This is a genomic window from Synergistaceae bacterium, from assembly GCA_031267575.1.
GTDB lineage: Bacteria > Synergistota > Synergistia > Synergistales > Aminobacteriaceae > JAIRYN01.
Window position 1 is genome coordinate 1 of record JAIRYN010000003.1, and the last position, 25658, is coordinate 25658.

General features: G+C 52.7%; 17 protein-coding genes. 8 read left to right on the top strand and 9 right to left on the bottom strand.

All coding sequences use genetic code 11. From position 1 onward, the window contains the following. Window positions 1–260: 260 nt before the first annotated feature. Entirely contained in the window at window positions 261–1466 is a 1206-nt protein-coding gene (locus LBJ36_00395) for a DegT/DnrJ/EryC1/StrS family aminotransferase (protein MDR1377501.1), read from the bottom strand. Between the two features lie 299 nt (window positions 1467–1765). Between LBJ36_00395 and LBJ36_00400 the strand changes: the two genes are divergently transcribed. Further along, complete coding sequence (locus LBJ36_00400; GenBank protein MDR1377502.1) at window positions 1766–2428, top strand: diphthine--ammonia ligase; 663 nt, start codon at window positions 1766–1768, stop codon at window positions 2426–2428. A gap of 328 nt (window positions 2429–2756) precedes the next feature. Here the strand turns inward: LBJ36_00400 and nifJ are convergent, their stop codons facing one another. From nifJ to LBJ36_00420, 4 genes are all read right to left on the bottom strand, one after another. Beyond that, entirely contained in the window at window positions 2757–6371 is a 3615-nt protein-coding gene (gene nifJ / locus LBJ36_00405) for a pyruvate:ferredoxin (flavodoxin) oxidoreductase (protein MDR1377503.1), read from the bottom strand. Window positions 6372–6870: 499 nt separating this feature from the next. Continuing rightward, window positions 6871–8598 (bottom strand): DUF4153 domain-containing protein, encoded by a 1728-nt coding sequence (locus LBJ36_00410; GenBank protein MDR1377504.1) that lies wholly within the window; start codon window positions 8596–8598, stop codon window positions 6871–6873. 2 nt (window positions 8599–8600) lie between these two features. Beyond that, on the bottom strand, window positions 8601–9350 hold the full coding sequence (locus tag LBJ36_00415) for an LmeA family phospholipid-binding protein (protein ID MDR1377505.1): 750 nt from the start codon (window positions 9348–9350) through the stop codon (window positions 8601–8603). A 207-nt stretch (window positions 9351–9557) separates the two neighbouring features. After that, on the bottom strand, window positions 9558–10835 hold the full coding sequence (locus tag LBJ36_00420; protein MDR1377506.1) for an alanyl-tRNA editing protein: 1278 nt from the start codon (window positions 10833–10835) through the stop codon (window positions 9558–9560). A gap of 166 nt (window positions 10836–11001) precedes the next feature. Between LBJ36_00420 and LBJ36_00425 the strand changes: the two genes are divergently transcribed. The 6 genes from LBJ36_00425 to LBJ36_00450 all read left to right on the top strand — a co-directional run bounded on the left by LBJ36_00425 (window position 11002) and on the right by LBJ36_00450 (window position 18210). Then, the gene (locus LBJ36_00425; GenBank protein ID MDR1377507.1) at window positions 11002–12012 is read left to right on the top strand and encodes a 2-phosphosulfolactate phosphatase; all 1011 of its coding nucleotides are present in this window, start codon (window positions 11002–11004) and stop codon (window positions 12010–12012) included. A gap of 64 nt (window positions 12013–12076) precedes the next feature. Next, the gene (larC, locus tag LBJ36_00430; GenBank protein ID MDR1377508.1) at window positions 12077–13258 is read left to right on the top strand and encodes a nickel pincer cofactor biosynthesis protein LarC; all 1182 of its coding nucleotides are present in this window, start codon (window positions 12077–12079) and stop codon (window positions 13256–13258) included. 160 nt (window positions 13259–13418) lie between these two features. Then, window positions 13419–14120 (top strand): DUF4230 domain-containing protein, encoded by a 702-nt coding sequence (locus LBJ36_00435; protein ID MDR1377509.1) that lies wholly within the window; start codon window positions 13419–13421, stop codon window positions 14118–14120. 331 nt (window positions 14121–14451) lie between these two features. Beyond that, complete coding sequence (locus LBJ36_00440; protein MDR1377510.1) at window positions 14452–15435, top strand: TAXI family TRAP transporter solute-binding subunit; 984 nt, start codon at window positions 14452–14454, stop codon at window positions 15433–15435. 84 nt (window positions 15436–15519) lie between these two features. Next, window positions 15520–16029 (top strand): DUF1850 domain-containing protein, encoded by a 510-nt coding sequence (locus LBJ36_00445; GenBank protein ID MDR1377511.1) that lies wholly within the window; start codon window positions 15520–15522, stop codon window positions 16027–16029. A gap of 114 nt (window positions 16030–16143) precedes the next feature. Further along, window positions 16144–18210: a TRAP transporter permease gene (locus tag LBJ36_00450; GenBank protein ID MDR1377512.1), complete on the top strand. Its 2067-nt coding sequence runs from the start codon at window positions 16144–16146 to the stop codon at window positions 18208–18210. A gap of 128 nt (window positions 18211–18338) precedes the next feature. On the opposite strand, the gene LBJ36_00455 is transcribed toward LBJ36_00450, so the two are convergent. The 4 genes from LBJ36_00455 to LBJ36_00470 all read right to left on the bottom strand — a co-directional run bounded on the left by LBJ36_00455 (window position 18339) and on the right by LBJ36_00470 (window position 24432). After that, window positions 18339–22034, bottom strand: a complete 3696-nt coding sequence (locus tag LBJ36_00455) for an SYNERG-CTERM sorting domain-containing protein (protein ID MDR1377513.1) — start codon at window positions 22032–22034, stop codon at window positions 18339–18341. Between the two features lie 256 nt (window positions 22035–22290). Continuing rightward, window positions 22291–23439 carry an FAD:protein FMN transferase gene (locus LBJ36_00460; GenBank protein ID MDR1377514.1) on the bottom strand — a complete coding sequence of 383 codons (1149 nt, stop codon included), beginning with the start codon at window positions 23437–23439 and terminating at the stop codon, window positions 22291–22293. After that, the gene (locus tag LBJ36_00465) at window positions 23436–23972 is read right to left on the bottom strand and encodes a Gx transporter family protein (protein ID MDR1377515.1); all 537 of its coding nucleotides are present in this window, start codon (window positions 23970–23972) and stop codon (window positions 23436–23438) included. Before LBJ36_00465 ends, LBJ36_00460 begins: the two co-directional genes overlap by 4 nt. A 61-nt stretch (window positions 23973–24033) precedes the next feature. Beyond that, on the bottom strand, window positions 24034–24432 hold the full coding sequence (locus LBJ36_00470; GenBank protein ID MDR1377516.1) for a NusG domain II-containing protein: 399 nt from the start codon (window positions 24430–24432) through the stop codon (window positions 24034–24036). 358 nt (window positions 24433–24790) lie between these two features. Here LBJ36_00470 and rpsB point away from each other — a divergent pair, with 358 nt between their 5' ends. Then, the gene (gene rpsB / locus LBJ36_00475) at window positions 24791–25636 is read left to right on the top strand and encodes a 30S ribosomal protein S2 (GenBank protein MDR1377517.1); all 846 of its coding nucleotides are present in this window, start codon (window positions 24791–24793) and stop codon (window positions 25634–25636) included. The last annotated feature ends 22 nt before the right edge of the window (window positions 25637–25658 follow it).

A 25658-nucleotide genomic window follows, 5' to 3' on the forward strand; every position in this document is an offset into this window, starting at 1 on the left:
AGCCAGGATCAAACTCTCAGCTCATTCTTTTCACTTACGAAACTTTGCATAACGTTTCCTTTTACTTATTCATTACTGCTTAGCCTCTGTTGGCTCGCCTGTAAAATTGTCAAGATTCAAAAATCATGTTTATCACTGCTTTTTTCAAACTTAATCGTCCACTTTCTCGCGGACAACGAAAGAGATAATACCACGTTCTGAAAAAGTGTCAATACCCTTTTCGCGTTTTTTATAAAAAATCAAAACGAAATTCAACAAACCTACAAAACGGACTTGACGGCTTCAGCCGCTTTCCTCGCTCTGGACGCGGCTTCTTCTTCCGTCCAGTCCAACTTGATGCTGAGGGAAATGCAACGGGACATCCACTTATTGGACGCCGAGAAATCCGCCTTAGAATAATCCGGCATTCCCTCCAAGAAAATCGGGGAGATCGGGTTTGCGAAACGGCGCTCTTTGAAGCGAGTCTTGAGGTGGGTCCAGTTCCGAACGTAATGCCAATTGTTATCGTACCAATGGAAGACGCCCTCCGTGCCGCTTTCCTTCAGCGCGCGGGCGGCTGATCGTGCGAGTTCCTCCTTCGGCATAAAAAAGGAAATGAACGTGGCGCTGTCGCCCTCAGGGTCCAAAACGCGGCGGAAAGTGATTTCTTGGATATCGGACAACGCTTCTTTAAAGGGCTTTTTATTTCGGTGCTGCCGTTCCAGAAAATCCCCCAGCTTGCTGATCTGAGCGCATCCTATAGCGGCATGCAGCTCGGAAACGCGATAGTTGTAACCCGGAAAAAGGTGTCCCTCCGCGCCCCTGTCGTCGTTTTCGTGATCGTGCCCATGATCGTGATACATGTCGGCTCTTTTGTAGAGCGTGCCGTCATTCGTCACCACGGCTCCACCCTCACCGCAGGTCACTATTTTATTGAAGTCGAAAGAATAGCACCCGACGTCTCCGATGCTCCCCAAGAACTTTCCTTTGTAACTGGCACCGAAGGCTTGGCAGGCGTCCTCCACCAGGAACAAGCCCCTTTTTGCGCAGATCCCTTTCAGCGCGTCCATATCCGCCGACGCTCCGCACATGTGTACGGGCATGACCACCTTGGTGCGGGGCGTGATGGCCTTGCGGACCGCGTCCGGGTTCAAACAAAGCGTGTCGTCCACATCGGCCAAAATAGGAATCGCCCCCGCCGCCATAATCGACTCGAAACTGGCGACGAAGGTAAAGGTGGGCATGATCACCTCGTCTCCGCTGCCGACGTTCAGCGCCGCCAAAGCGGTGGTCAAGGCCGCGGTCCCGTTCGCCAGCAGCAGCGCGTGACCGACCCCCGCCCGTTTGCGGATAGCGTCCTCCATCTCCAGCGCCTTCCATCGCCCGGCCCGGACAGCTTTGAAGCCATAGCGCATCAACACCCCTGTTTTCATAACTTCCGCAACCGCTCCACGTTCTTTTTCATCGAACAACTCAAAGCCAGGCATGACCGACCCTCCTTAATCTCCCCGCTAATGTCCCCGCTGTTTTTCAACACGCGGAGTATCTCCAGATTTTCCGCCTTCCCCAATGGAAAAGAGAACAGTCACGCGGCTGAAAGATAGGGCTCGTTTTTTTGCATTGAAGAGCATTTATAAGACCCACTACGTTTTTTCAAGCTTGAATACCCTTCCTGATATAAAATGAACAAAAGGAAGAATGAACAAGAGGAAGGCGGACAAACAATGACGCGGGTAATCGACTACATTCCCTATGAGATTCAAAATGAGATTCAAATGAGATTCAAATGAATGACAAGGTAAAGTTCACTGCTTCTTATAGCGGCGGTAAAGACGGCGCGTTGGCCCTATACCGGGCTATAAAGAGCGGGCATGAACCGATCAGTTTGCTGACTACCTACAACGAGAGCGTTGGGTGTTCGTGGTTTCATGGCGTTCCGACAGAGGTGGCGGGTAAAGTCGCGGAATCGATGCGCCTCCCCCTAGAATGGGTCAAGACCGGGGAAGGAAGCGCCTACGCCCGCGATTTCGAGGCTGCCCTGACGCGATTGAGAAAATGGGGGGTCCGCGCCTGTGTTTTCGGAGACATCGACATACAGCTTCACTATGATTGGTGCGCTTCGCGTTGCAAGGCCGCCGGGCTCGAAAGCCTTTTCCCTCTCTGGAACGGTGGCAGACGGGAACTCGTCCACGAATTTATCGACGCTGGATTTGAAGCCGTCATCACCATCGTGGACACGTCGCGTTTGAGCGAAAAATTTCTGGGTAAACAACTCACGCGGGAACTGGTGGAGGAAATTGCCCTTGAAGGCGCGGACATCTGCGGGGAAAACGGTGAATATCACACTTTCGTCCACGATGGCCCATTGTTCAGAGAGCCCGTGAAAATTCAATTCGGCGAGGCCACAAGACGCGGCCATTACGCGATCCTGCCTGTTTTGTTGGTGTAGGATTGGATGGTGTAGGATTGGATGTGTAGGATTGGATGGAGGGAATTTTCCCTGCTTGATGGCGCCCAAACGGTCGAGGTTGATTGCAAAATAAGTCGTGGGAGTATGTTAACTGCTACACGAAGCCACTTTCGGCTTTGTGGCAAAATCTTTAGCTCGAAAAAACGGGGAACCGATTTGTGGTAATCCTCACGCCCTCGGTAGGTATCCATAAATTTTAAAACATCGCTTCGGGCCAACTTGACTCGAAGCGATGTCTAATAGCGATGTCTAATATAGAAACTATGAAAATTTAGATCTTTATTTTAGGTTTTTTACCTTGAATTGGCTATTCAGCTTTAATGGGTTCCGCGCCCAGTTCCGCGAGAGTCTTATAGGCGTTGTAGCGCTGACGAGCCTCTTTCTCCGCCTGGTCAAACAGGGCGTCCGCCACGTCGGGGAAGCTCTGTTTCAAAGAGGCGTAACGAACTTCGCTTTCGAGGAACTCTTTGAAACCAGCTTTCGGTTCCTTGGAGTCCAAGGTGAAGGGGTTCTTCCCTTGATCGGTTAGGGCGGGGTTGTAGCGATACAGGTGCCAGTAGCCCGCGTCCACGGCCTTCTTCGACTGCTCTTGGGTCTTGCCCATGCCGGCTTTTATGCCGTGGTTGATGCAGGGCGCGTAGGCGATGACCAACGAGGGGCCCTTGTGAGCCTCGGCCTCAGCCAGAGCCTTGAGCAACTGGTTTTTATCCGCGCCCATAGCCACTTGCGCCACATAAACATGTCCATAGGTCATGGCCATACGCCCCAGGTCCTTTTTACGGACGCGCTTGCCGCTGGCGGCGAACTTGGCAATAGCCGCCGTGGGTGTCGATTTCGAGGATTGCCCTCCCGTGTTAGAGTAGACCTCGGTGTCCAGAACCAGAATGTTGACGTCCTCACCGCTGCCCAAAACGTGATCCAACCCGCCGTAGCCGATATCATAGCCCCAGCCGTCGCCCCCGAAGATCCAAACGGACTTCTTGACCAGATAATCGCGGTAGTTGTGAATTTGTTCGTAGTGGGACAGAATTTCCTCTGAGGCAGCAACGCTGTCGCAGGTACAGTTAGGCCCGTCGCAGCAACAGCAGAGCGCTTTCTCCAGTAACGCCTCCACTTTCGCCGCGGATGCCTTGGACTTTTCCCCATCGTTGCGGGTCTCCAGCCACTCCGCGAGAACCGCCTTGTCCTCCTGAGGAATGTCCAGCTTCAGCAACGCCTCCGCGGCGCTGACGAGGTAACTCATCATGACGTTAAGGGAGAGCTTCATCCCGTAGCCATACTCGGCGTTATCCTCGAAAAGGGAGTTGCCCCAGGCCGGACCATGTCCATTGGCGTCCACAGTATAGGGCATACTTGGGGAGGACGCGCCCCATATGGAGGAACAGCCCGTGGCGTTGGCGATCATCATGCGACTGCCGAAGAGCTGGGTGATCAGCTTGGCGTAGGGCGTCTCGCCGCAGCCAGCGCAAGCGCCGCTGAACTCCAGTAGGGGACGCTGGAATTGACTGCCTTGGATGGTGAACTTGTTCCCGGCGTTCTCCTTGTCGGCGATATTTTCTATTGCGTGGGTCCAGTTGGGAATCTCCGCGTTCTGGGTGGCAATGGGCTTCATCTCCAGAGCGCTTACCGGGCAAATATCCGCGCAGTTGCCACAGCCCATGCAGTCCAGCGCGTCTACCTGCATCTTGTACTTGTAGCCGGCTTCTTTGAGGTTCTTGGCTTTGGGATCGACGGCGCCGAATCCATCGGGAGCGGATTTTCGCTCGCTTTCGTTCAACAAGAACGGACGAATGGCCGCGTGGGGACAGACCATAGCGCACTGATTACACTGGATGCACTTGTCGCTCTTCCACTCGGGGACGTTGACCGCCACACCTCGCTTTTCGTAAGCGGAGGTACCGGAGGGGAACCGGCCATCTTCCCAGCCAAGGAAGGCGCTGGAGGGCAGGTCGTCCCCTTCTTGGGCGTTGATGACCATGCAGACGTTCTCGATGAAATCGGGGATCTCCGTGGGCAGCCCCAGCTTCTCCACGGGCTTGTCCTGAGTGTTGGCCCAGTCGGCGGGGACCTTTATCTCTATGAGGTTTTTGAGTCCCGCGTCCACGGCGTTGTTGTTCATTTTGACGACCGCCTCGCCCCTCTTGCCGTAGCTGTGCTCGATGGCTTCCTTCATATATTTCACCGCGGCGTCGATGGGAATAACGTTGGCTAGCTTGAAGAAAGCGGACTGCATAATGGTGTTCGTCCTGTTGCCCAACCCCAGCTTCTCCGCCTCATCCACGGCGTTGATGACGTAGAACTTGCATTCATTAGCGGCCAGGGCGCGCTTGACCTTGGGGGGAAGCTGGGCCTCTAGGTCCTCCAGGGTGACCCACTGTGTATTTAAAAGGAAAGTGCCGCCTTTTTTAATGCCGCGTAGGACGTTATACTGATGGACATACTCCTGTTTGTGACAGGCGATGAAATCCGCGGCGTCGATGAGGTAGGTAGACTTGATAGGCGACTTGCCGAAACGCAGGTGAGACACCGTGATACCCCCGGACTTCTTGGAGTCGTAGGCGAAATACCCCTGAGCGTACATGTCGGTATAGTCCCCAATGATCTTGATGGAGTTTTTGTTGGCGCCTACCGTTCCATCGGAACCCAATCCCCAGAACTTGCAGCAAACCGTGCCCTCTGGAGCGGCCACGATTTGCTCTTTCACCGGCAGGGAGGTGTCACTGATGTCGTCTACGATGCCGACAGTGAAGTGATCACGGGGCTCGTAGAGCTTCAGATTGTCGAACACGGTCTTGATGTGGGAGGGCGTCGTGTCCTTGGATCCGAGTCCATAGCGTCCGCCCACGATTTTGGGGGCGCAGCAACCCTTTTCGAAGAACAGGGTACGGATATCCTCATAGAGAGGCTCACCAAGAGAACCGGGTTCTTTGCAGCGGTCGAGGACGGCGATGGATTCCACTGTGGAGGGCAGAACGCGGAAGAAATACTTCGGAGAGAAGGGGCGATAAAGGTGAACCTCCACAACGCCTACCCGCTCACCTCGGGCGTTCAAGTAGTCCACGGTCTCCTCGATAGCCTGGCAGGCGGAGCCAATGGCGACCACCACACGAGTTGCTTCAGGGTGTCCGTAGTAGTTGAAGGGATGGTATTCCCGGCCCGTGAGTTTCTTGATCTCCTGCATATAGAACTCCACCGTGTCAGGTATTCCCACGTAGTAGGGAGACGCGGCTTCTTTCGCCTGGAAAAAGATGTCTGGGTTTTGGGCTGTTCCTTTATGAAAAGGGTTTTCTGGCCTCATGGAGCGGGTTCGGAAGGTGTCGATGGCGTTGTAGTCCACCAGTTTCGCCAAGTCGTCGTACTCCAGGGAGTCGATCTTCTGGACCTCGTGGGAGGTGCGGAACCCGTCGAAGAAGTTCAGGAAAGGAACGCTGGAACGAATGCTCGCCAGATGGGAGACGGCGGAAAGGTCCATTGTCTCCTGCACGCTTCCAGATGCCAACATGGCGAAGCCAGTCATGCGGGCGGACATGACATCGCTGTGATCGCCGAAAATGGACAACGCGTGTCCCGCCACAGCCCGCGCCGAGACGTGGAAGACACTGGGCATCAGCTCGCCCGAAATTTTATACATATTGGGGAGCATCAGCAAGAGACCCTGAGACGCGGTGAAGGTACTCGCCAGGGAACCCGCGGACAACGCTCCGTGAACCGCCCCAGCGGCTCCTCCCTCGGACTGGAGTTCTGTCACCTTCACGGTCTGCCCGAAGATGTTTTTGAGGCCGTGAGCGGCCCACTCGTCGATCATTTCCGGCATGGTGGACGAAGGCGTGATCGGAAAAATCGCTGCAACTTCCGTGAACGCGTAGGCTACATGGGCCGCCGCCGTGTTCCCGTCCATCGTTTTCCAATGTTTTTTTGCCATAAAAAGTACCCCCTCTTTCATTGTTTAGCGCGCCTGTCCCCAAAAGACAATACGCAGCGTTTTATGGCCTCGGATACGCTTGACATACTCCCACGACTAAAGTTGTGGGATTTTAAGATCGACAAAGACAGCCGACTGAAACCGGTCTTACGTCTTCTCCTTTAAGAGTGGATGCCCCCACTCTGAGAATATTTACAGCCATATTGATATCCCGGTCGTGTTCCGCCCCGCATTTCGCGTTGATAAGCCATAAAAGGAGTTTAACATGAAAGTAGACATATGGCAAGAAACCAAATACAAAACAAACGCCACCGTTGGCGGCGTTGCAATTCTCGTCCAATGGCTTCAGCCGTTGGATGAGAATCGCTTTATCGTAAACAAAGACGCTGCGTGCGCCTTTGAGCTCGTAGCGTTTTTTTACTTTTCTTTCTTCTTGTATTTTACTACAAGAAGTCTACCGCAAATCCGTCATTGCGGCCCTCCTATCGCGTCTCTGGGCTCACCACGGAGTGAAGGGCATGATCTGGTAGCGCCATCCGCCCAACTCGATGTCCTTGAACTGGGGCTCCATAATTTTTACATCCTCGGACTTTAGGAAAGAGAGGTCCATCTCGATTCTGAACACTCCTACGGTACGAGGCTCCTTCAAAGAAACGTCGAAAACCATGCTCGTTCCCATTGTGATCAGCAGAAGTTCCTCCTGATCTCGCTGATCTCGCTCATTTATGACTTTTTTAAATGAAAAAAACAAATCAGAGCTTTTCCGAATGTTGCGAAGGGGGGGAAAACCGGGCTCGCCCCATCGAGACACCAAAACGTTCACCAGAGCGGGCGAGAGAACTCTCCCCTCCGGGTAGACTTTCGCCCCGGCTAGGATTTCTCGCCTCCGACTTTCGGGAAGCAGTCCATTTTGGACGCTGAACCAATGTTCCTTGGGGTCGATAGAGGTCGCGGGACCCAGGTACTCTTGGATAGCCGCGCCTGTGTCTCCGTTGGCGTTCTTCAGGCGAGAGAGAGCGTAATTGCCGTAGCGTCCCAGATTGAAACGCAGATAGAGGAAGTCGAAATTTTCGGGCCTCGTGCTCCCTTCCAAAAGACGTTCCACTTGATTGTTGGCGGATAAGCGGTAAGGATCCAAGAGAGGAGAATTCATCGCCACGACGATGATCGCGAGAATCAGCGTCGCGGTGGTATTGACGCGTGCGATTGCCGAAGGCCACTGGCGCAGAAAGACAGAACCTGCGTAGCCCAGACCCCAGACGCCGGTCACAACAACGAAAAACGTTGCGTGGATACGGTCCACGCTCCAGCCGTACTGCTGAACGCGGAGTCCCAGGGAGCGGAAGCACAGGGCCGTGTAGATGGGCAAGCAAGGCAACAGAGACAGTTTCGAAACAAAGTCCACCACTTTGTTGGAAAAAGGGTTATGGGTTCCGTCCAACCACGCCGCGTTGGCCAATAATATAGTGGCGAACTGCAACAAAAGCATGAGAGAGCTGGCCTGTCCGGTGTTCCACAGGTTCTGGAGCCCTGAAAAGAGAAGAGACACGACGAATACGGTGGATAGGATCGAAAAGGGCAGTAAAAGCCAGGCCAGGATGGCAAGGATCCAACGTCCCACCGAGTCGATACCGGGGTGTTTCAAGGCCAAAGTGGTGGACAGGGCGATGGTGAGGCTCGTAAGGGGAAACGCCACCAGGGGATTGAAGATGATCTGGGGAACGAAGACGAGTCCGATGATCTCGAAGAGCAGAGAAGCGGTGAGCAGTAGGGCCCAAAAGACCGCCGTGACAATGACGGCCTGAAAAAGCAGGAAAACGTTGCGGCAAAGTTGAAAGAAAATATCCGAGTAGGGAACTCGCCAGCTCCAAGAAGCAATGCGGCATTGGAAAAACGGCAGGAGCAAAAAAGCGGCAATAGCGGTTCTGACCAAGTTCATGTTTTGCGTGGGCAGAGCGTAGATCTCTGAGTCTGATGGAAAGACGGACCAGAGCCAGTAGGCGTGGAAAAGGGCAAGGATCGCTGCGAGGGAGCCTAAAAAGCGTCTGAGGCGTCTGCCCCAGTATTCCTGCCCCAACCAGAGGGCGAAGGGGACCACTACCACCAAACTCAAGGGCAGGGTCAGAAAAACTCCGGAACTGGTATAGACGTACTTGCCCAACAAGAAACCCTGGAGCAAGGCCGAGGCGCTAACCCAGAAATAGCGTTTGCGATCAATGCCGTACATGATCACTCCGCCGCGTAATGGTAAGTGATGCCGTCTTCCGGTGGTTGCGGAAGGTTACGAGTAGCCAAAAGGGCCTGTCCCTCTTGAAATTCGATCTTGTGCAGTTTGAGCGGCAGAGGGAAGCGTCTCAGGCTCAGTAGAGGCTGTATCTGAGAGATAGCCTGCTTGGTAATGTAGTCCGGAACGCTCATTGTGTTGACCCGCACTTTGTAGCCCTCCAGCCACAGCTCCTTGTTCTCCACAATTTTTAGCCCGCTTTCGACCTCCAACAAAATACGCAACGTAACGAACAAAACTTTCGCGATGTAGGTTCCCTTGGCGTAAAGCCCGGACGGAGCGATTTTCATGGAAATGTCTTGCCAATGGTCGTCTTTTCCGAAGGTTTCCGTCGCCAGCTTGCGGTTGATATCTTTCTCCTTAAGAAGACACTGGGCGTATATCTGGAGCACGCTCTCGCACTCTACCTCACCGGACGCCCATTTTGTCGGTGCGTTAAACTGCGCGTCGTACATACGGAAGATCAGTTTGTCCAGGCGGATTCCCTCAATCAAAACCCCCGTCAGGTTCATGTAGATGTCGCGAAAACGTCCCGTTTCGTCGGGTTGCTCATCGATGCACAGATCCAGTGTTTCGGGAGAGAACTCCTTAACGTAGTAAGCCAGAAGGCGTGACGTAGGATCCTGGGCGTCGATCTTTCCTTTAAACTCAAAGTGCGCCCCGGATGCCGGGATAGCGAACAGGATTACTCCCAAGCACAAATTAAAAAATAGATGGGAAAATAGATGGGAAAACAGGTGGGAAAACAAATGAAAAATAGCGCGTAGAATCTTCATCGGAAAAATCTCCTTTACCGAAATTATCAAGTGAAATCAGAAATCACAAGGACATGAAGCCATTCTAGCGCATAAACAAACTCCCGGATACCGTGACGTGACGAAATAGAGGTTCGGAAAATCCGCTCAAGGTAAACGCTTTAGACAGTCGAACCAAACAGACAGGGATCTCTGAGTCGTCGTCCCGTTGAGCCAGTCCGCCTTGCCCCCACCCCGCGCTTCAAGTTCGGGGAATTTTTTGAGTAATCCCAACAGGTCCACGGGAAGCTCGGCCCCCCGCAGCAAGATGAAGGGGAAAGGGGTATTGATAGAGGTATCGGGTATGAGAACGAGGCAAAAAGCGTTTGGGTGCTCTGCGACGCAGTTACGCGCGGGTATCGAGAGCAGCTCCTTTGTCAGTCCGGAAAGCAGAGCGAAGTAAAGGGGGTAATTTCCCACCTCGCGCTCCTCCCAGACGATGGAAATATAGGGACGTACCTTGTCCGTCACCTGGCGAAGAAAAGCGTTCTCGGCTTTTTGCCGGGCGAAGACCTCCCCCAGTTGGTCTGGTCGGCAGCCCACGTCCCGCAGCAAGCGCCTCATTACGCGGGTGTACTCCCGTACACGTACTTCCTTTTCCACGGTGAAGCGTACCTCCCAGTCGGGGGCGGAACCATTGAACCCCGTAACCAGAAACCCGCCGATTTCTCCCGTCCGTTTCACGTGAGTCCCCGCGCAGGCCGTGGCGTCAATACCCGCCACACGCACCACCCGTATCCGCTCGTCGTGGATGCGGTCCCACTTGGCCTTCAGCTCTGGGATTTTCTCCGCTTCCTCTCTGGAGGTCAGGAAGGACTCCACCGGCAGGTCGGCGCGGATGACTGCAGCCGTCTTTTCCTCCAGCTCAAACAAAGACTCCCAGGTCAGAGGGCCGTCGTAGCGAACGTAGACGACGCTTTCGTCCACCCCGATGTTCACCTTGAGGGTTTCGAGGCCCTCGCAGGCGTTTTCTTGCAAGCGAGAAAATAAATGCTGCCCCGTGTGCATCTGGGACAAAATCATGTTGCGCGCTGTGTCGACCTCCGTCACGACTTCCATGCCAGGTTTCGGTTTCCCCTCAATCAAGGTCAGATCGAGGATCGTTTTATAAAACGGAGAGCCAGCGAGGCGGGAGCTGCGCGAATCGCTTAGTTTCTTCTCTATCGAGTCTTCTATTGAGTCTTCGTGCTTGTGGGCGTCGCGGACCTCGGCGCGGAATCCCTCGGTTCTCAGCGTTCCCGTATCTCCCGGCTGACCTCCGCCGCTGGGGTGAAAGGGAGAGTTTTCCAGGACGATCTTGGCTTTTTTATTGCTGAGTTCGAGAACATCAACAATTTTTGCAGTTTTTGCGGTTTTTTTTTCTCCTTCGTCTCGACGCGTTTCCATGTTCGCGACACTCCTTTGCGTTTTGAATATGCTGCATTATACAAAAAATCAAAGGGTGAAGAAGAAAAAATTCACTTTATATATTTATTTTATGGAAACCTTTTGGTCCGAATCGCTTCACTCCCTGATATAATCTAAAGATCGAGTCGAGTGAGGGGGATGCGGCATGTCGAAACTCGTACAAGTCGAGACGGTTTTTTCGTATAGCGAACACTTGCCTGTGGTGGATGTCTGGTTGGTGGTGGATATTTTGCGGGCAACAACTATGATAGTAACTTGGTTCGCTGCGGGAGGCGCCGAACTCTACCCTACTGTTTCCGTGGATGCCGCGAGGTCTCTTGCGGAACATCTGAAAGAAGAGGGCGGGCAACCCCTTTTGATGGGAGAACAAAACGCTGTCGCGCCCCAGGGGTTCGACTTGGGAAATTCTCCATTAGGCATTACGCCGGAAATGATCCAAAAATATTCTTGCGCTGTCATGGCTACCACAAATGGCACAAAGGCCATATCGAAGGCTGCCTCCATGGGAACACCCGTTCTCATTGCTTGCGCACGCAACGCCTTTGCCGCTCTCGATTTGGCGCTCACCAAAGGGAACCGGTTGGGTATTTTTTGTTCCGGGCGCAAAGGACGTCCGGCGTGGGACGACACGTTGTGCGCGGGACTTTTCATCGCCATTCTGAAAGAACACTTCCCCGACATACGTCTCGCCGACAGCTCGCGGTTGGCCTTGCTAGCCTGGTCGGAGCCCAAGAACTTCAAATCATCCCTTAAAACCGCTGATCACGCTATTTTTTTGGAAAAGATCGGATATGGAGATGATATCGCTTTCGCGGCTGAGATCGATGCCGTCCGTGTCGTCCCCGAACTTCATGAGCTTCCCAGTGGAAACGAAACGCGGTTGGTCCTGCGCCCAGGTATGGTCCCCGAAAAACCTCTCGCGTTGAACCGCCAAGCCTCATGGGCTCTGAAAATATTGGAAAAAAACTCGCGCGGAGGGGAAATTTTCTCTGAACCTACCGCCTTGATTCGGTTGCTCGCTCCGAACCGGACCGAAGATGATGCCTTATCTGATTTTTCACCTATGGCGGAGGGAAGGCACAGTCCAGGAAACGTTTTCTTCGGTGGTGAACTTTACCGGCGACGACGCAGAAATAAGGTTAAAAGAACCTCTTGAATTTCTGATTGAATTTCTAAACACGAGAGACAACATCATCAGATGTGGAGTGAATAGGTCAGTTATGAAGACGTTATATTTAGATTGTTTTGCGGGTATTGCTGGCGACATGTTGGTGGGGGCGCTCTTCGAGTTTGCTCCAAATCTGGACCGACTCAGAGCTGAGTTGGCTAAAATGACGAAACTTTCGACCTCGGATTACGAAATTCAGATAGAAAAAGACGTCAGGGGCGGCATCGCAGGAAACTATTTTTGCGTGAAGACCCATGAACATCATCCCCACAGAGGATTGAAAGAAATAGAGGACATCGTCGTGACCAGCGCTCTTTCTACTCGTATCCAGCGCGAGGCCATGAGAGCTTTTGCTCTGCTGGCGGAGGCCGAGGCGAAAGTCCATGGCGTTACGCCGGAGGAGATCCATTTTCATGAAGTGGGGGCCATCGACTCCATCGTGGACATCGTGGGGGCCTTCATTTTAATTGATCAGTTGGAGTGGCCCAGGGTACTATGCTCCACTATTAACGTGGGGTCAGGGACCGTCACGTGCGCTCACGGGCTGTTGCCCGTGCCCACTCCAGCGACGGAGATTCTGCTCCATGGCCTGCCGGTTTGTTCGAGGGGAGAGCCTATGGAGCGGACAACGCCTACAGGCGCGTTATTGGTCCGTTGTTTGGCGGACGGATTCTGCGAGATCCCGGAGGGAACGATTCTGACTTCCGGTTACGGACTGGGGACTCGGAAATCGGACCTGCCCAACCTCCTCCGCGTTCTTCTGATGGAGTGCAAAGAGCTGGGGGGGCAGGGCGTGAAGCATGATCGCGTGACACTGCTGGAAAGTAATATCGACGACATGAATCCTCAGGACTTCGAACTTGTCACAGAGCGGCTTTTTGAAGAGGGCGCCTTAGATGTTTGGTTGGAGTCCATCGACATGAAAAAAGGACGTCCGGGAGTGAAGTTTTGTTGCCTTTGTTCCCCCGAAAAAGCTGAGGCGCTTTCGTGGATCGTTTTGCGCGACACCACCACTCAGGGGGTGCGGCGAGCAACTCTTGACCGCTCTAAATTATGTTATAAGATAGACGAAGTTTTCACCTCCCTGGGCGCTCTGAGGGTGAAAACGGCTTTTATGGGGGAAAACCCCATTCGCCGTACTCCAGAATATGACGACATCAAGCATTTAGCGAAGGAAAAAAGGCTTCCTCTGTCGGAGATTCGCAATCAAGTTCTTCGTGAGTTGCCGCAATGATCGTTACGGTTTCTACAGGAGATTGCGGAAAAAGGAACAATATTTCTTCGAGCGCACAAGCGCGGTTGATTATTGGATTGGCTGCATTGTTTCGTATCCTTGCGGGAATACAAACCAAATAAAAAACTATAGATTCTAAAAATCAGAACGGAGGTTCCCCGTGAGTATTATCATAACCCTTTTGCTTGTGGCTTCTGTGGTGATCAATGTGTGGCTCTTGAGACGAAGGCCGGGCCTCGGAAAACGTTCCTCTTACTCCACGTTGTTGGAGGGGATCAAAAATATCAAGGAGCTGGCGACGATACGGCAGGCTTTTCAATCTATTGTCATGTTCGAGGATTCCAAGTCCCTATTGGGTTTTTCCCTGCCGGGGACGAGACGTAAGTTTATTCTAAAGTACGCCGGTACTATCGTCTGTGGCAACGACTTGGCGCAGGTGACGATCACGGAGCGCTTCGCACTCAACCGGGTGCGTATGGTCGTGCCTCGCAGCCGATTGCTGGATCTCTACGCGGACATGAAAAGCGTTCAGGTTTACGACCAAAGGGCGGGTATATTCACCTCCATCGAACTGCAAGATCAGAATCGGGAAATCGCCAACAACTTGGAAGAAGTACGGCAGGACGCTCTTCAGAGCGATATTCTGCGTCGGGCGGACGAAAACACGCGGGCAGTTCTTACCTCTTTGGCCGCGTCTCTGGGTATGATAGCAGAAGTCGTCTTCGATCAGGAGGAGGAGGTTCTCCACGTTTCGGCTCCGACAGATCCAGAACTTGAGCCATCTCTTGTTTCTGGGGAAATCGCCAGGGAGATCGGAGTCGAGTCCGAGGTTCTCTTTCCAGAAAAAGTCAATCTGCCTTAAAAAATGGCGATGTGAAAAAAGATATAAAAAAGATATAAAACAAAATAAAACCCGTCGAAAAGGCTTTTGACGGGTTTTATTATTTGGTGGGCTCGGACGAATACAATCGCATGTTGTTTACGAAAACCTAAACCACATTACGTATTCAAATAATATTACGTATAAATAATATTACGTATTGAAACAATGCGTGACTTTTTATTATAATACAACGAATTTTACGGAAAGCAGCTGTAAAAGGAATTAGGAATTTCTGGTCGCTGCGGAGACCCGCGCAAAGTGCTCGGGAAAATCGAGATTTTGGACAAGAAAGAATGGAGGAGAAGTGACAATGAAGAAAACATTAGTCGTTTTGGGTGTCATTCTCGTTTTGGCGGCGACCTGTTCCACAAGCAGCGCGATGGATCCCGTGAAGAGAAGCGATTACTTCATCACTGTGCTGACGGGGCCTTCCAGTGGAATTTATTTCCCGATCGGCGGAGCTTTTTCGACGTTCGTCGGCAAACTGGGGTACAGAGCCTCGGCTACCGCTACCGGCGCTACGGCGGAGAACATCAATGCTCTTCAGACCGGACAGGGAGAAATGGCCATCGCTATGGCCGACTCAGTTATTCAGGCTGTGGAATCCTTTGGCGCTTACGAGGGACAGCCTCCTGCGGACGATTTGCGCGCGATGATGGGACTGTGGCCCAATTTCTGCCAGATCGTCACTACGGTGGACTCAGGCATCGCGAAGTTCACCGACATGAAGGGTAAACGTGTAGGAGTGGGTGCTCCCAATTCGGGAGTGGAACTTAACGCTCGAATGATGTTCGAGGCGCATGGAATGACCTATGATGACTGCAAAGTGGACTACCTCAGCTACGGCGAGGCCATCGACCAGATGAAAAATGGCTTATGCGACGTGGCGTTCGTCACTTCCGGACTCGGCAACGCCACCATTATGGAGCTGGGGACCAGTAAAAAAATTTCCTTCGTCCCAGTCGAGGGCGAGGCGCTCCAGAATCTTCTGAAAAAATATCCTTTTTACATCGAGGCCACGATTCCGGCCACGACTTATGGAACGAACAGCGACACCACCACGGCCGCCGTCATGAACATCATGCTCGTCGATGTTAAACTACCCGCGGAGGTAGTATACGATCTGCTCGATAATATCTACTCGCCCGCGGGTATCGAGGTGATCCAGGGATCTCACGCCACGGCGAAGGCCAACATCAGCCTCGACACCGCCCTGCGCGGCATCGTGGGAACTTCCGTTCCTTTCCACAACGGAGCCGCCCAGTTCTACAAAGACAAAGGTTTATTGAAGTAGTCGAAGGCGTGACGAACGAATTGAACGTCATAGTCGCGAAGCCATATCCGGGAATTTTTTCTCCCAATTGAGATGCGTGGGCGCATGAAAATTCTGTTGACCGTTATTGCTGCGATATTCGCCGCGATTTTGGCTCAGGTGTCTTTATGCGTTCATGCGGAATCAGTGGAATTAATAGAATCAACGGAATCAGTGGAATTAACGGAATTCACGTTGCGCGTCAGCGACTGGAAAACCGGCGTCATCTACTCCGAAGTTCCAGCAAAGGCCGGAAGCAAACTCTTTTTCGGCTGGATTCACTCACTGGAAAAAATCCCCTGGAACGAATATTACCACATCGCCGAGGACGGAGCTCTGATACTGGACTCCGTCACCTTCCCTGCCTTTGGTGCCGGTATCCCCGAAAATAAGGGGAAGGTGTGCTATATCGAGAACGGTTTGATTCATATGGAAAAAATCGATCAAACGTTTGAAGAGTTGGTATGGCTCAATTCCCACACGGCGACCCAGGAAATACTGCTAGACGGCGAGTACGTGACGAGAGGCAGCGACCTGCCTCACCATGCTCGATTACGTTTGGTCATCGGTGATTGATCCCTTACGACCTTACTATCGAGTTGCTTACTATCGAGCTGCTTTGATGCCCACTCTCGCCTACATAAACATAGGACATAAACATAGTGAAATGTTGATTTGAAGGTATTGTCTATGAAAGAGGTGATGGCAGTGGAGCAGGATAAAATGGAAGGCGATTTTTTGAAAGGAAGCTCGGACTTGAAAAATAACGCAGGTGACGCATTGAATGAGGAGATTACCCAGGCGATGGGAGGAGTTCTAACTCAAACACAGCAAGAACTTATCGAAAAACTCGACAAAGAGGCTAGTACTCGTACTTTGCAAAATCCTTTGATGGCAAAACTCTTCTTTTTCGCCTGCGTCGCTGTTTCTGTGTACCACTTCGTCACTTCACTATATGGGATGCCAGTCGTGCTCAAGCATCGTTCGTTACATGTAGCCATGATGTTGGTCCTGGGGTTCATCATGTATCCCTTCGGCAAGAAAAGCGACTACAAGCACATAAGCTGGGTTGATTGGCTGTTGATCGTCCTGGCGATGCTTGTGCCGTTGTACGTTTGGATCGACTATCTGGGTATCGTTAGCCGAGCGGGAAGGGCCAATGTCTACGATCTGGTCGCTGCGACGGTTTTGGTGCTATTGGTGCTGGAGGCCTCGCGGCGCATGTCCGGCTGGGCGCTGCCCATCTTGAGTATGGTCTTCATCGCCTACGGCCTTTATGGGCGCGGGTTGCCAGGGATATTCGGGCATCGCGGCTATACATGGCTGCAACTTTCCAACCATTTCTTCGCCAATACGGAGGGCATCTACGGCTCTTCGGTGAGCGTGGCCGCCAGTTATATTTTCTTGTTCATTCTCTTCGGCGCGATCATGGGTCGATCTGGAATGGGGGCCTTCTTCAATGATATTTCTATGGCTCTGGCTGGTCATTCCAAAGGCGGCCCGGCAAAAGTCTCCGTCGTCGCGTCAGGATTGTTGGGTTCTATCAATGGATCCGCCGTCGCCAATGTCGTTACCACGGGAGCTTTCACCATCCCTCTCATGAAAAAAACCGGTTACTCCAAGGAATTTGCGGGAGCCGTCGAAGCCTCGGCTTCGGTGGGTGGCCAGTTGCTTCCTCCCGTCATGGGCGCCGCGGCTTTTATCATGGCAGAGATCCTGAGTATACGTTACTCCGTGATCATCGTACACGCGGCCATTCCCGCCCTCCTTTACTACCTGGGTATCATCATTCAAGTGCACCTGCGCGCTTGCAAAAACAACCTGCTGGGTCTACCGAGAGACCAGTTACCCCAGGTAGGGGCCGTGCTGAAGGCGAGGGGACACTTGCTCATACCCATCGTCATCTTGCTTTACCTGCTTCTCTTTTCCGGCACGACCGTCGTTTTCTCCGCCGTTGTGACGATCGTCGCCACGGTCGTCGTCGCCTGTCTCAGGAAATCCACTCGAATGAGTTTCGACGACGTATGCCAGTCTTTCGCGGAAGGCGCGCGCTCCACGGTCCCGGTGGCAATGGCCTGCGCCTGCGTGGGAATTGTCATCGGCGTTATTTCAAAAACCGGCTTCGGATTGATAATGGCGAACAGCATCATTGCTTTGGGTAAGCAAAGCCTATTTCTCACGTTGATCTTCACCATGATCACCTGCATGATCCTCGGCATGGGGGTTCCCTCCATTCCAGCCTATATCATCACGGCCACAATCGCGGCGCCCGCTTTGGTTGGACTAAATGTAGGGATTGAGCCGGTTGCGGCTCACATGTTTGCTTTTTATTTCGCCATGTTCGCCAATCTGACTCCCCCTGTGGCCTTAGCGGCTTTCGCGGCGGCGGGTTTGTCCGGCGGGGATCCTATGAAAACGGGGTTTGCTTCGGTGAAGCTGGCAATCGCGGGCTTCATTGTTCCCTACATGTTTATTTATTCTCCGCAATTACTTCTCATCAATACTTCGCTTCTTGAAGGCATTCGCGTCGCGATAGGCGCTTGTGTGGGGGTACTGATGATCGCCGTAGCCGTCGAGGGGTATCTTTTCACAAAAGTACATTCACTTCTGAGGGTGATATCCTTCGGCGGCGCGGTCTGTTTAATTGACAGTGGGCTGGTGACGGACCTGATCGGCGGCGTTATCTTGGTGGGGTTGCTCGCGACCCAACATTACGCGGCTCTAAAAGAACGAGGGCGAGGCGCGCTGGTGGCGTGATCTCGGAAACAAGAATAACATGCCGGGTTCCTCGAGGAAACCCGGCATTTTTTGGCGCATGAGCGCGAGCTTTAGGGAATAAGATATAGCCTACTAGTCTACTGGAAGTTCAGTTTAAGAAGCTGAACCTACTTGCTCCGCCTCATAAGGAGAGGAACGAGAGAGAATAGCGCAAGCGCCGCGTAACCCACGTCACAGCCACCACTGCTGCCGGATCTACCGTCAGCGCCCTGTTCACCGGGATCGCCTTTGTCACCTTTATCACCTTTCTCGCCAACGGCGGCGGTGTGTGCGTACCCTGCTGCCAATTGCCCGCTGAAAGTCGGGTTGTTATTGACGCTTTCGTAAGCGATATCGTAGATACCGGAAGGCAATGTACTCACATCGATGTTCAATACACTCTTACCATCAACCATGGTGGCGAATCCATAAAACGTCTGGGATTCGTTCGCGTTCGCTCGGACGGAGTCCGAGGACGCGGCGGTGTTCACACTTGCGGTGTACTTAAGTAGAACGCCCGAGGGAATGATCACGCCATCGGCTTCGAATACGAGGGTGTTAGGCTGAGCTGACGACTGTTGGACAGGAGCAAACTTTTCTAGCGGATACGAAATTTCGAAGTGTCTGTCCGTTGTGTTGAGGGGTTTCTCCGTGCCATCGTTGTAAATGACGGTGACGGCGCCGGTGGCTTCGTCTATGGCGATCTCTACGATGTCCTTGGGATTCTTCACGGCTTCTGTTTCGCCAGGCTTACCGGGGTTCGGTTCCTCCATATTCACAAGCCACGTCCTGTCCTGGTCGGCGAACTCCAGGTCGAGATGTATCGGTACATCCATGCTTGCGAGGGGCCTCCCGCCATCGAGATACTTGATCTTAGCCGAGTCTCCATCGTCGGAGTAACGGCTGTAAGCCACGTCACCGCTATTGGTTTCCGTGCTGAAACCTTCTCCAACTGTATTGCCACTAAATGTCGAGATACCGTAGAGCGTGACCTCAACGTCGGACGATACCAAGCTGACGCCCATTCTGCCTGGTTGAGGACTGTCGCCATAGTGAATATCCACCGCGCCGCCCGCGTAGGTCGCCTTGTTGCCGGTAAAGGTAGAGGTCGTGATGTCCAGCGTTCCGATGCCCTTCACACCCACCGCGCCGCCCGAAAGCGCTTCATTGTTGTTGAACACGGTGTTGACGAGGGTAACGGCGCCGTTTCGTGCCGAGATGGCTCCGCCCATGCCCATGACGTCATTTCTGCCCTTGGCCTTGTTGCCGTTGAAAATGCTGTCCGTAGCGTTCAACATCGGCAATCCTGTGCCGTGTGGGTCCATATAGATTGCTCCACCGCCGCCGGCGCCCGCCGTGTTGTTGTTGAAGGTCACCCTGTTCAGGTTGAGCGTAGCGTTGCCCTCCACAAAAACCGCGCCGCCCGGCTTCGCGTTGTAGGCGCCATTTTTGACGACCACGTTACTGAGGTTGGCGACTACCGTCCTCTCCCCGCCGTCGAAGTCGAGAACGGGGTATCCGTTACCGTCGATAATGTGCCCGTTGCCGAAGATTGACACGTTCTTCGTGATGAAGACGGTTGCGCCGGTATCCGCGTCGGTTTTGGAAGTTGTGCTGGAGTTATAGGAATGTGTATCATAAGTCAGGTTCGAGTTGATAACGATAATATCCCCATCCTCGGCGATACCTTCAGTTATAGCAGTATCTTTCGTACCACTTATGGAGTAATTCCAGTAGCCCAAAGCCTTTTTCAGGTCCTCATGGCTATTGACCTCGATGGGCGGGGTTATCACCGCTGAACGGTTCGCGTCAGCGAAGTATGTCGCTGGCCAGGCGTTTTCACCTACAATCAAAGTGCCAAATTTTGCGTCGTAGGGATCAGCGGTTACCTCTTCGGTAAAGGTGGGTGGATAGTGGGCGCTCAAGACGTAATCGTCTGTCTCGGTGCCGTCGATACCGTCGCTGTTGCCTTTGAACGTGGCGTTGATCGTCGCGGCGATGGGAGTCGGGAAGTAATTATTGCCGCTCGTGCCGTAAATGTGAATGGCGCCGCCCGACCACCCAGCGGTATTATCGGTAAAACTGGAACTGGAGTCTACGTTGAAAATCGGGCTATTGGGCATAGTGGAGAACGCTATAGCGCCGCCCAGTTGATCCGCGCTGTTGTTGACGAAGGAAGTATTAGCGACAGTGAGCGACCCATTGACGTGAATGGCGCCGCCCCTACGATGCGTCGTGTTTCCTGAAAAAGAACTGTTACTAATGTCCAGGCGGGCGTTGTTCTGCATAAAAATCGCGCCGCCGCCCATATTGGCGCTGCCTGTTGTGGTCCCATAGCTCGTATTGTCTTTGAAGGCGCTGTTTTTGATGGTGAGCTCACCGGCAAAGACGGCGACTGCTCCGCCTCCAAATCTATAACCGTCACTCTCACCGTCCGAGTCCGCATCTTTACCGCTTTGTAGATTTTGCAGGGTTAGATTGTACAGGGTGATTCTGTTGCGCGTGTCATCGGTACGGTTACTCCCAAAGCGCAAAGCGGTGTCCGCGCCATTCTTCCCGTCGAGTGTGTGACCCTGTCCATTAATGAAGATCCATTTGCCGTCGGTCGCGGCGGTACCATGCAGGCTGCTCGCTCCATAGGTGGTCGATGTCACAGCGTCAATATCGTTTTCCAGGTAGAGGGCCGTCACCGTACCGGATACCGCTGTTTTAATCGCGTTATCTAATTCTTCACCGGTTGCTATGGGTTTCACGTCGCCCACGCGCAACAATCCCTCACCGTATTCATACGCGCCGATATCGGCTGCCACCCTCACGAAACCGCGCTGATCCGCAAAAGGAGCAAAACCACTGTTTGCCGCGTCAATTGCCGGAGATTTCGCCTTGAGAGCAAGCGTTCCGTCAGTGCCCGGCGTGGTCGCCGTAAACAAATCTCCCATGATTACGCCGATCGTGGAGGTTTCGTTATGACTATTATTAGTACTAAAGCCTATCAAGTTATAGCCGTCGTCGAAGTTGTCGACATCGTTGTTTAATGCTGTTGTGCTGGTTGTGTTGACCTTATTGCCGACGACAATACTGTTGACGAGTTTGACGGTACTATTGACCCCTTTCGCCAAACCGCCTCCCTTATAGTCTCCCGTCACGGTATTTCCCACGATGGTACAGTTCGCGATTGTTCCAGTGGCAACGGAGTCTCCTGCTCTGTTGCTGTTTCCCGCGTAAATGGCGCCACCAGCGCGCGCCGATTTATTTCCAAAAAAAGTACTGTTGATGATGTTCAGCACGCCATTATTCTGTAAAAACACGGCGCCACCGAGCGCGTTGTTTCCGGTCCCTACGCTTTCGTTATTTATGAACGCGCAATTTTCAATTGTAACGATTCCTGAACGCACACTGAGAGCGCCGCCGCCATAACCATAGGAACCACCTCTGGCTGTAGTCGCGCCGCCTGTGCCGCCGACCTGAAAGTCCTTAAAGGTCAGGTTACGCAATACGATAATGTTGCCATCATCGCCGCTGGCAGTACCGTCAAAACGCAAACCCGTGTTCGCCCTGTTCCCAAAGCTACCGTTTGTCGCCGTGAGAGTATGTCCCTTCCCATTGATTGTCACATGCCTAGAGGTTGCGTAGGTAGCCGCGGAAACCGCGTCAATGTCTTTACTCAACTCTACATAAGTCATTACGTCCTCAGATGCCGCGGACTTGATTGTTTCATCCAGCTCACTCCAAGTTATGACAATGTAGGGCTCGCTCGCTGTTCCCTTCCCCGTTGTCGCGTAGGCTGCCGGCAACGGAGCCAATAGCGCCAGTACGCTAATCAATACAATTGTTAGTTTTAACAAACTCCTAAAAAGCGCCCAAATATTTTGCACTATAAACACCTCTCCTAATTTCACTCTGCATCATAAAGGACTGTTCCGATTTGAATTGCCGAATTTCCCAGTGCGCTCACAACTCTCTGCCGTCTCTTAATCCGACGACGCTCGTTACTACACCAACCTCAATCGATGAGTTCTCGCCTCCTTTGCCTCCGGAGCTGCCAATCCCGTTCGGGCGGGTTTTCGTGAACGTAAGCGATCACGACTTATCAGCGCTCGCCATTATTTTCGACAAGGGCAGGTAGCCCCTCGTCGCCATCTTCGTTCCATCCTCCGTTACCCACAAGGCCTCCGCGCCGTGTCTTAAAAGTAGCTCCCGCGCCTTGTCCAGCGGAAGGATGAAGGCGGCGGTTGAGAGAATGTCGGCAGTAGCGGAGTCGGGGTGAAGGACGGTGACGGATTTCAATCCCTCAGCGGGAAAGAACGTTTTCGGGTCAATGATGTGGTGATAGCGCCGCCCTCCCACCATGAAATAGCGTTGATCGTTGCCGCTAGTGACGGCTGCCCCATCCGTGAGCCGGAGGACGTCGAGAATTTTCGATCTGTCCTCTTCCTCCGTCGGGGCGTGGATGCCGATGTTCCAAGCGCCGCGACCGTCGAGAGGCTTGCCAATAATGGCCACATTGCCCCCCGCGTTGATAAGACCGGACCTCATACCTGCCTCCCGAAGGCATTCGATGGTTTTTTGCACCGCGTATCCCTTGGCCACGGCCCCCAGGTCCAGGCGCATGTCTTCATGACGTAACGAGACCATTGAGTTCTCCTGATCGATAAGGATATCCTCCACAGAGACGTGAATCGCGGCCTGGCGAAGCTCCTCCTGAGATGGAATCGAAACCGGTTCCTCGCCCGCCAGTACTTTTTCTCGACTGTCATGCCAAATCTTCAGGACTGGCCCCAGAGCGATGTTGACCGCCCCGCCCGTATCCCCGTAGGCCGCTTTAGCTCTTTCTAGAAGATCCACAAGAGAACGATCAACCCGCAAAGGCGCGTTTTCCGCGCCCGCGTTGTCGTTGATCGTTTTTATATTGAGCAGCCCGTCGTACTCGTGATAGATATCGAACAGGCGGTGTAGACGGCTCATTTCGCCGCGGACAATCTCCGCGTATCGCTGGAACTCTTCCTCGCTCTCAGCGAAGGCTGTGAAAGAGACGATGGTATCAAAGGTATCGAAAAATTCCATGGAAAACTTGGGAGGGTTTCCTCCTATAAGGTTTTCTCCTATTTTGGGCACGCTACCGGACTCCGTCCGCCCGCTCCAGGTCCAAACAGCGAACATAACAAGAACCACAAGCGACAGCGCCGCGCCGAAAAAGCGACCTCGAAAGCGGCTCATGTTGTGACTCATGTCTGAGAAACGTGAGCGTTCCTCATGGGAACGTTCTTATTCTTGTTATTCTTGAAAAGAGGCATCACCACGCGAAGCATCACGGCCGTTAGGCTACCGGCCACGACGCCCGCTACCACCATGACGGGAAGCAGGAAAAGCAACAGGTTGGAGGAAGCCAGCCAAGAGGCCACGGCCAGTTGCGCCATGTTGTGAGTAATGGCTCCCGCGACGCTGAGCAGAAAGTACGAGGCGTTCCGCCACAGAGCCGCCAGAAGAGCGATAACGGTCAGAGAGAGTATTCCGCCGCTCAAGCTCAAAAGTCCCGCCACCAACCCCCTCGTCAGAAGGACAAACAAAGACTTCATCAACGCTAATAAGAAGGCGGATCGTCTGCCCATGAAGAAGAGCGCATACATCGTCACCACATTGGAAAGCCCAAAACGCATGTGAAACGGCAGGGGTGGAAACATTCCCTCCAGTATGGATAACACGAAGATCATGGACAACATGAAAGAAAGTGTCGTCAATTCGCGCGCCGTAAAATTTTTCATTGCCAACTCTCCTCGTTCTGAACATTCTTTATAACTCTTTTATAACTCTAATGTATAACCTTCAATATATAACGCTATCCAAAGCCTCTTCTTCCCGCTCACGAGTGACAACACGAATAACCACTCTGTTAGGAAGACACACGGCCGATTGTCCTGGCAACGATAAAAAGCCCATGTGAACACATATCTTGTCTGGACAGTCGGATTGGACAAACCCCACCGTTTCCTCTCGCACGACAATCTTCACGCCGGGCAAACCGGTAGGACTGTAATAAAACCTTTTTTCGCTCAGGGGAACCAGCTGGTCCATTTGTCCGTTTACGGTGATCTCCGCGTACCTCTCTCCTTTGCTTCCTCGATAGGTCGAGACAAAGTAAGAGACAAAGTAAAAAGAAGAAAGTACCAAAAATAGAAACGACAAAGCCCAGAGATCGCGCCAGACAAAAAATTTTCTCTCCACAGAACACCCTACATTTCTCGAACATTGTCATCCAAACATGTCTTATCAAACATATCTTACATATCTTACAAAAGTTGGGCTAGCCAATAAACAAACATGAATAACGTAATGTTTATGTAGCGTAATTTAGCATTAAATATTTGTATTGTCAAACACAATTAGAATTTCTGAGATAAAATATAACCCTTTCTATCTTGGAGCAGTTTTGTGCTATACTTACCGACGTGTCAATACACACACAGATTGACAGCAGGCAAAAGGGTGTTTCGCGCGAGAAGGCGTCGCCGAAAGGGGATGAATATGGGCGCGAAATTTTTGTCTGTCGCTGTGGAGGAATAACTATAGGGAGGTTGAACAATTGGCGGTTGTGAGTATGAAGCAGTTGTTGGAGTGCGGGGTGCACTTCGGGCATCAAACGAGGCGATGGAACCCCAAGATGAAGCCCTACATCTTTACAGAGCGTAATGGAGTTTACATTATCGACTTGCAAAAAACCGTAAAGGGCTTGGATAAGGCCTACGATTTCATTCGAGAGATCTCAGCAAAAGGGGGCGCCATCCTTTTTGTGGGAACCAAACGCCAGGCGCAGGAGACTATTCGGGACGAAGCTATACGTTGCGGGCAACATTACATCAATCAACGCTGGCTAGGGGGATTGATGACCAATTTCCCCACCATTCGCAAGCGAGTGCAGCGTATGATCGAGTTGCGCCGATACGACGAGGAGAACACCTGGGACGCGTTCTCCAAAAAAGAAGTGGCTACGCTGCGTAAGGAGCAATCCAAGCTGGAAAAATATCTTGGGGGCATCGCCAAAATGGACGGCGTTCCCGACGCTATTTTCCTCATCGACCCGCGACGGGAGGAAAACGCTATTGCCGAGGCGCGCAAGTTAGGTATCCCCGTGATTTCTATTGTAGATACCAACTGCGACCCGGAGGTGATCGATTACCCCATTCCCGGCAACGACGACGCCATCCGAGCTATCAAGCTGATCGCCGGACTGATGGCCAACGCTATCGTCGAGGGCAACCAAGGCCAGGACGCCGTGCCTGCGCCGATCGCCGCTCCCCAGGCCGTTCAGGTCTACGAAAAACCTGCTGCGCCTCAGGAGAAACCCATTGAGGTGAGCGAGGCGGATATTATCGCCGTAAAAGAACGCTTGCACGAAACTTACGATCCCGAAAACGCCGACGGCGCGTAGAGTTTCACGCAAAAGCGAGGCA

Excerpts from the sequence above, each read along its gene's own strand:
- LBJ36_00395 (MDR1377501.1), bottom strand. The coding sequence starts at position 1,466 with ATGCCTGGCTTTGAGTTGTTCGATGAAAAAGAACGTGGAGCGGTTGCG.
- LBJ36_00400 (MDR1377502.1), top strand. The coding sequence starts at position 1,766 with ATGAATGACAAGGTAAAGTTCACTGCTTCTTATAGCGGCGGTAAAGAC.
- nifJ (MDR1377503.1), bottom strand. The coding sequence starts at position 6,371 with ATGGCAAAAAAACATTGGAAAACGATGGACGGGAACACGGCGGCGGCC.
- LBJ36_00410 (MDR1377504.1), bottom strand. The coding sequence starts at position 8,598 with ATGTACGGCATTGATCGCAAACGCTATTTCTGGGTTAGCGCCTCGGCC.
- LBJ36_00420 (MDR1377506.1), bottom strand. The coding sequence starts at position 10,835 with ATGGAAACGCGTCGAGACGAAGGAGAAAAAAAAACCGCAAAAACTGCA.
- LBJ36_00425 (MDR1377507.1), top strand. The coding sequence starts at position 11,002 with ATGTCGAAACTCGTACAAGTCGAGACGGTTTTTTCGTATAGCGAACAC.
- larC (MDR1377508.1), top strand. The coding sequence starts at position 12,077 with ATGAAGACGTTATATTTAGATTGTTTTGCGGGTATTGCTGGCGACATG.
- LBJ36_00440 (MDR1377510.1), top strand. The coding sequence starts at position 14,452 with ATGAAGAAAACATTAGTCGTTTTGGGTGTCATTCTCGTTTTGGCGGCG.
- LBJ36_00445 (MDR1377511.1), top strand. The coding sequence starts at position 15,520 with ATGAAAATTCTGTTGACCGTTATTGCTGCGATATTCGCCGCGATTTTG.
- LBJ36_00450 (MDR1377512.1), top strand. The coding sequence starts at position 16,144 with ATGAAAGAGGTGATGGCAGTGGAGCAGGATAAAATGGAAGGCGATTTT.
- LBJ36_00460 (MDR1377514.1), bottom strand. The coding sequence starts at position 23,439 with ATGAGTCACAACATGAGCCGCTTTCGAGGTCGCTTTTTCGGCGCGGCG.
- LBJ36_00465 (MDR1377515.1), bottom strand. The coding sequence starts at position 23,972 with ATGAAAAATTTTACGGCGCGCGAATTGACGACACTTTCTTTCATGTTG.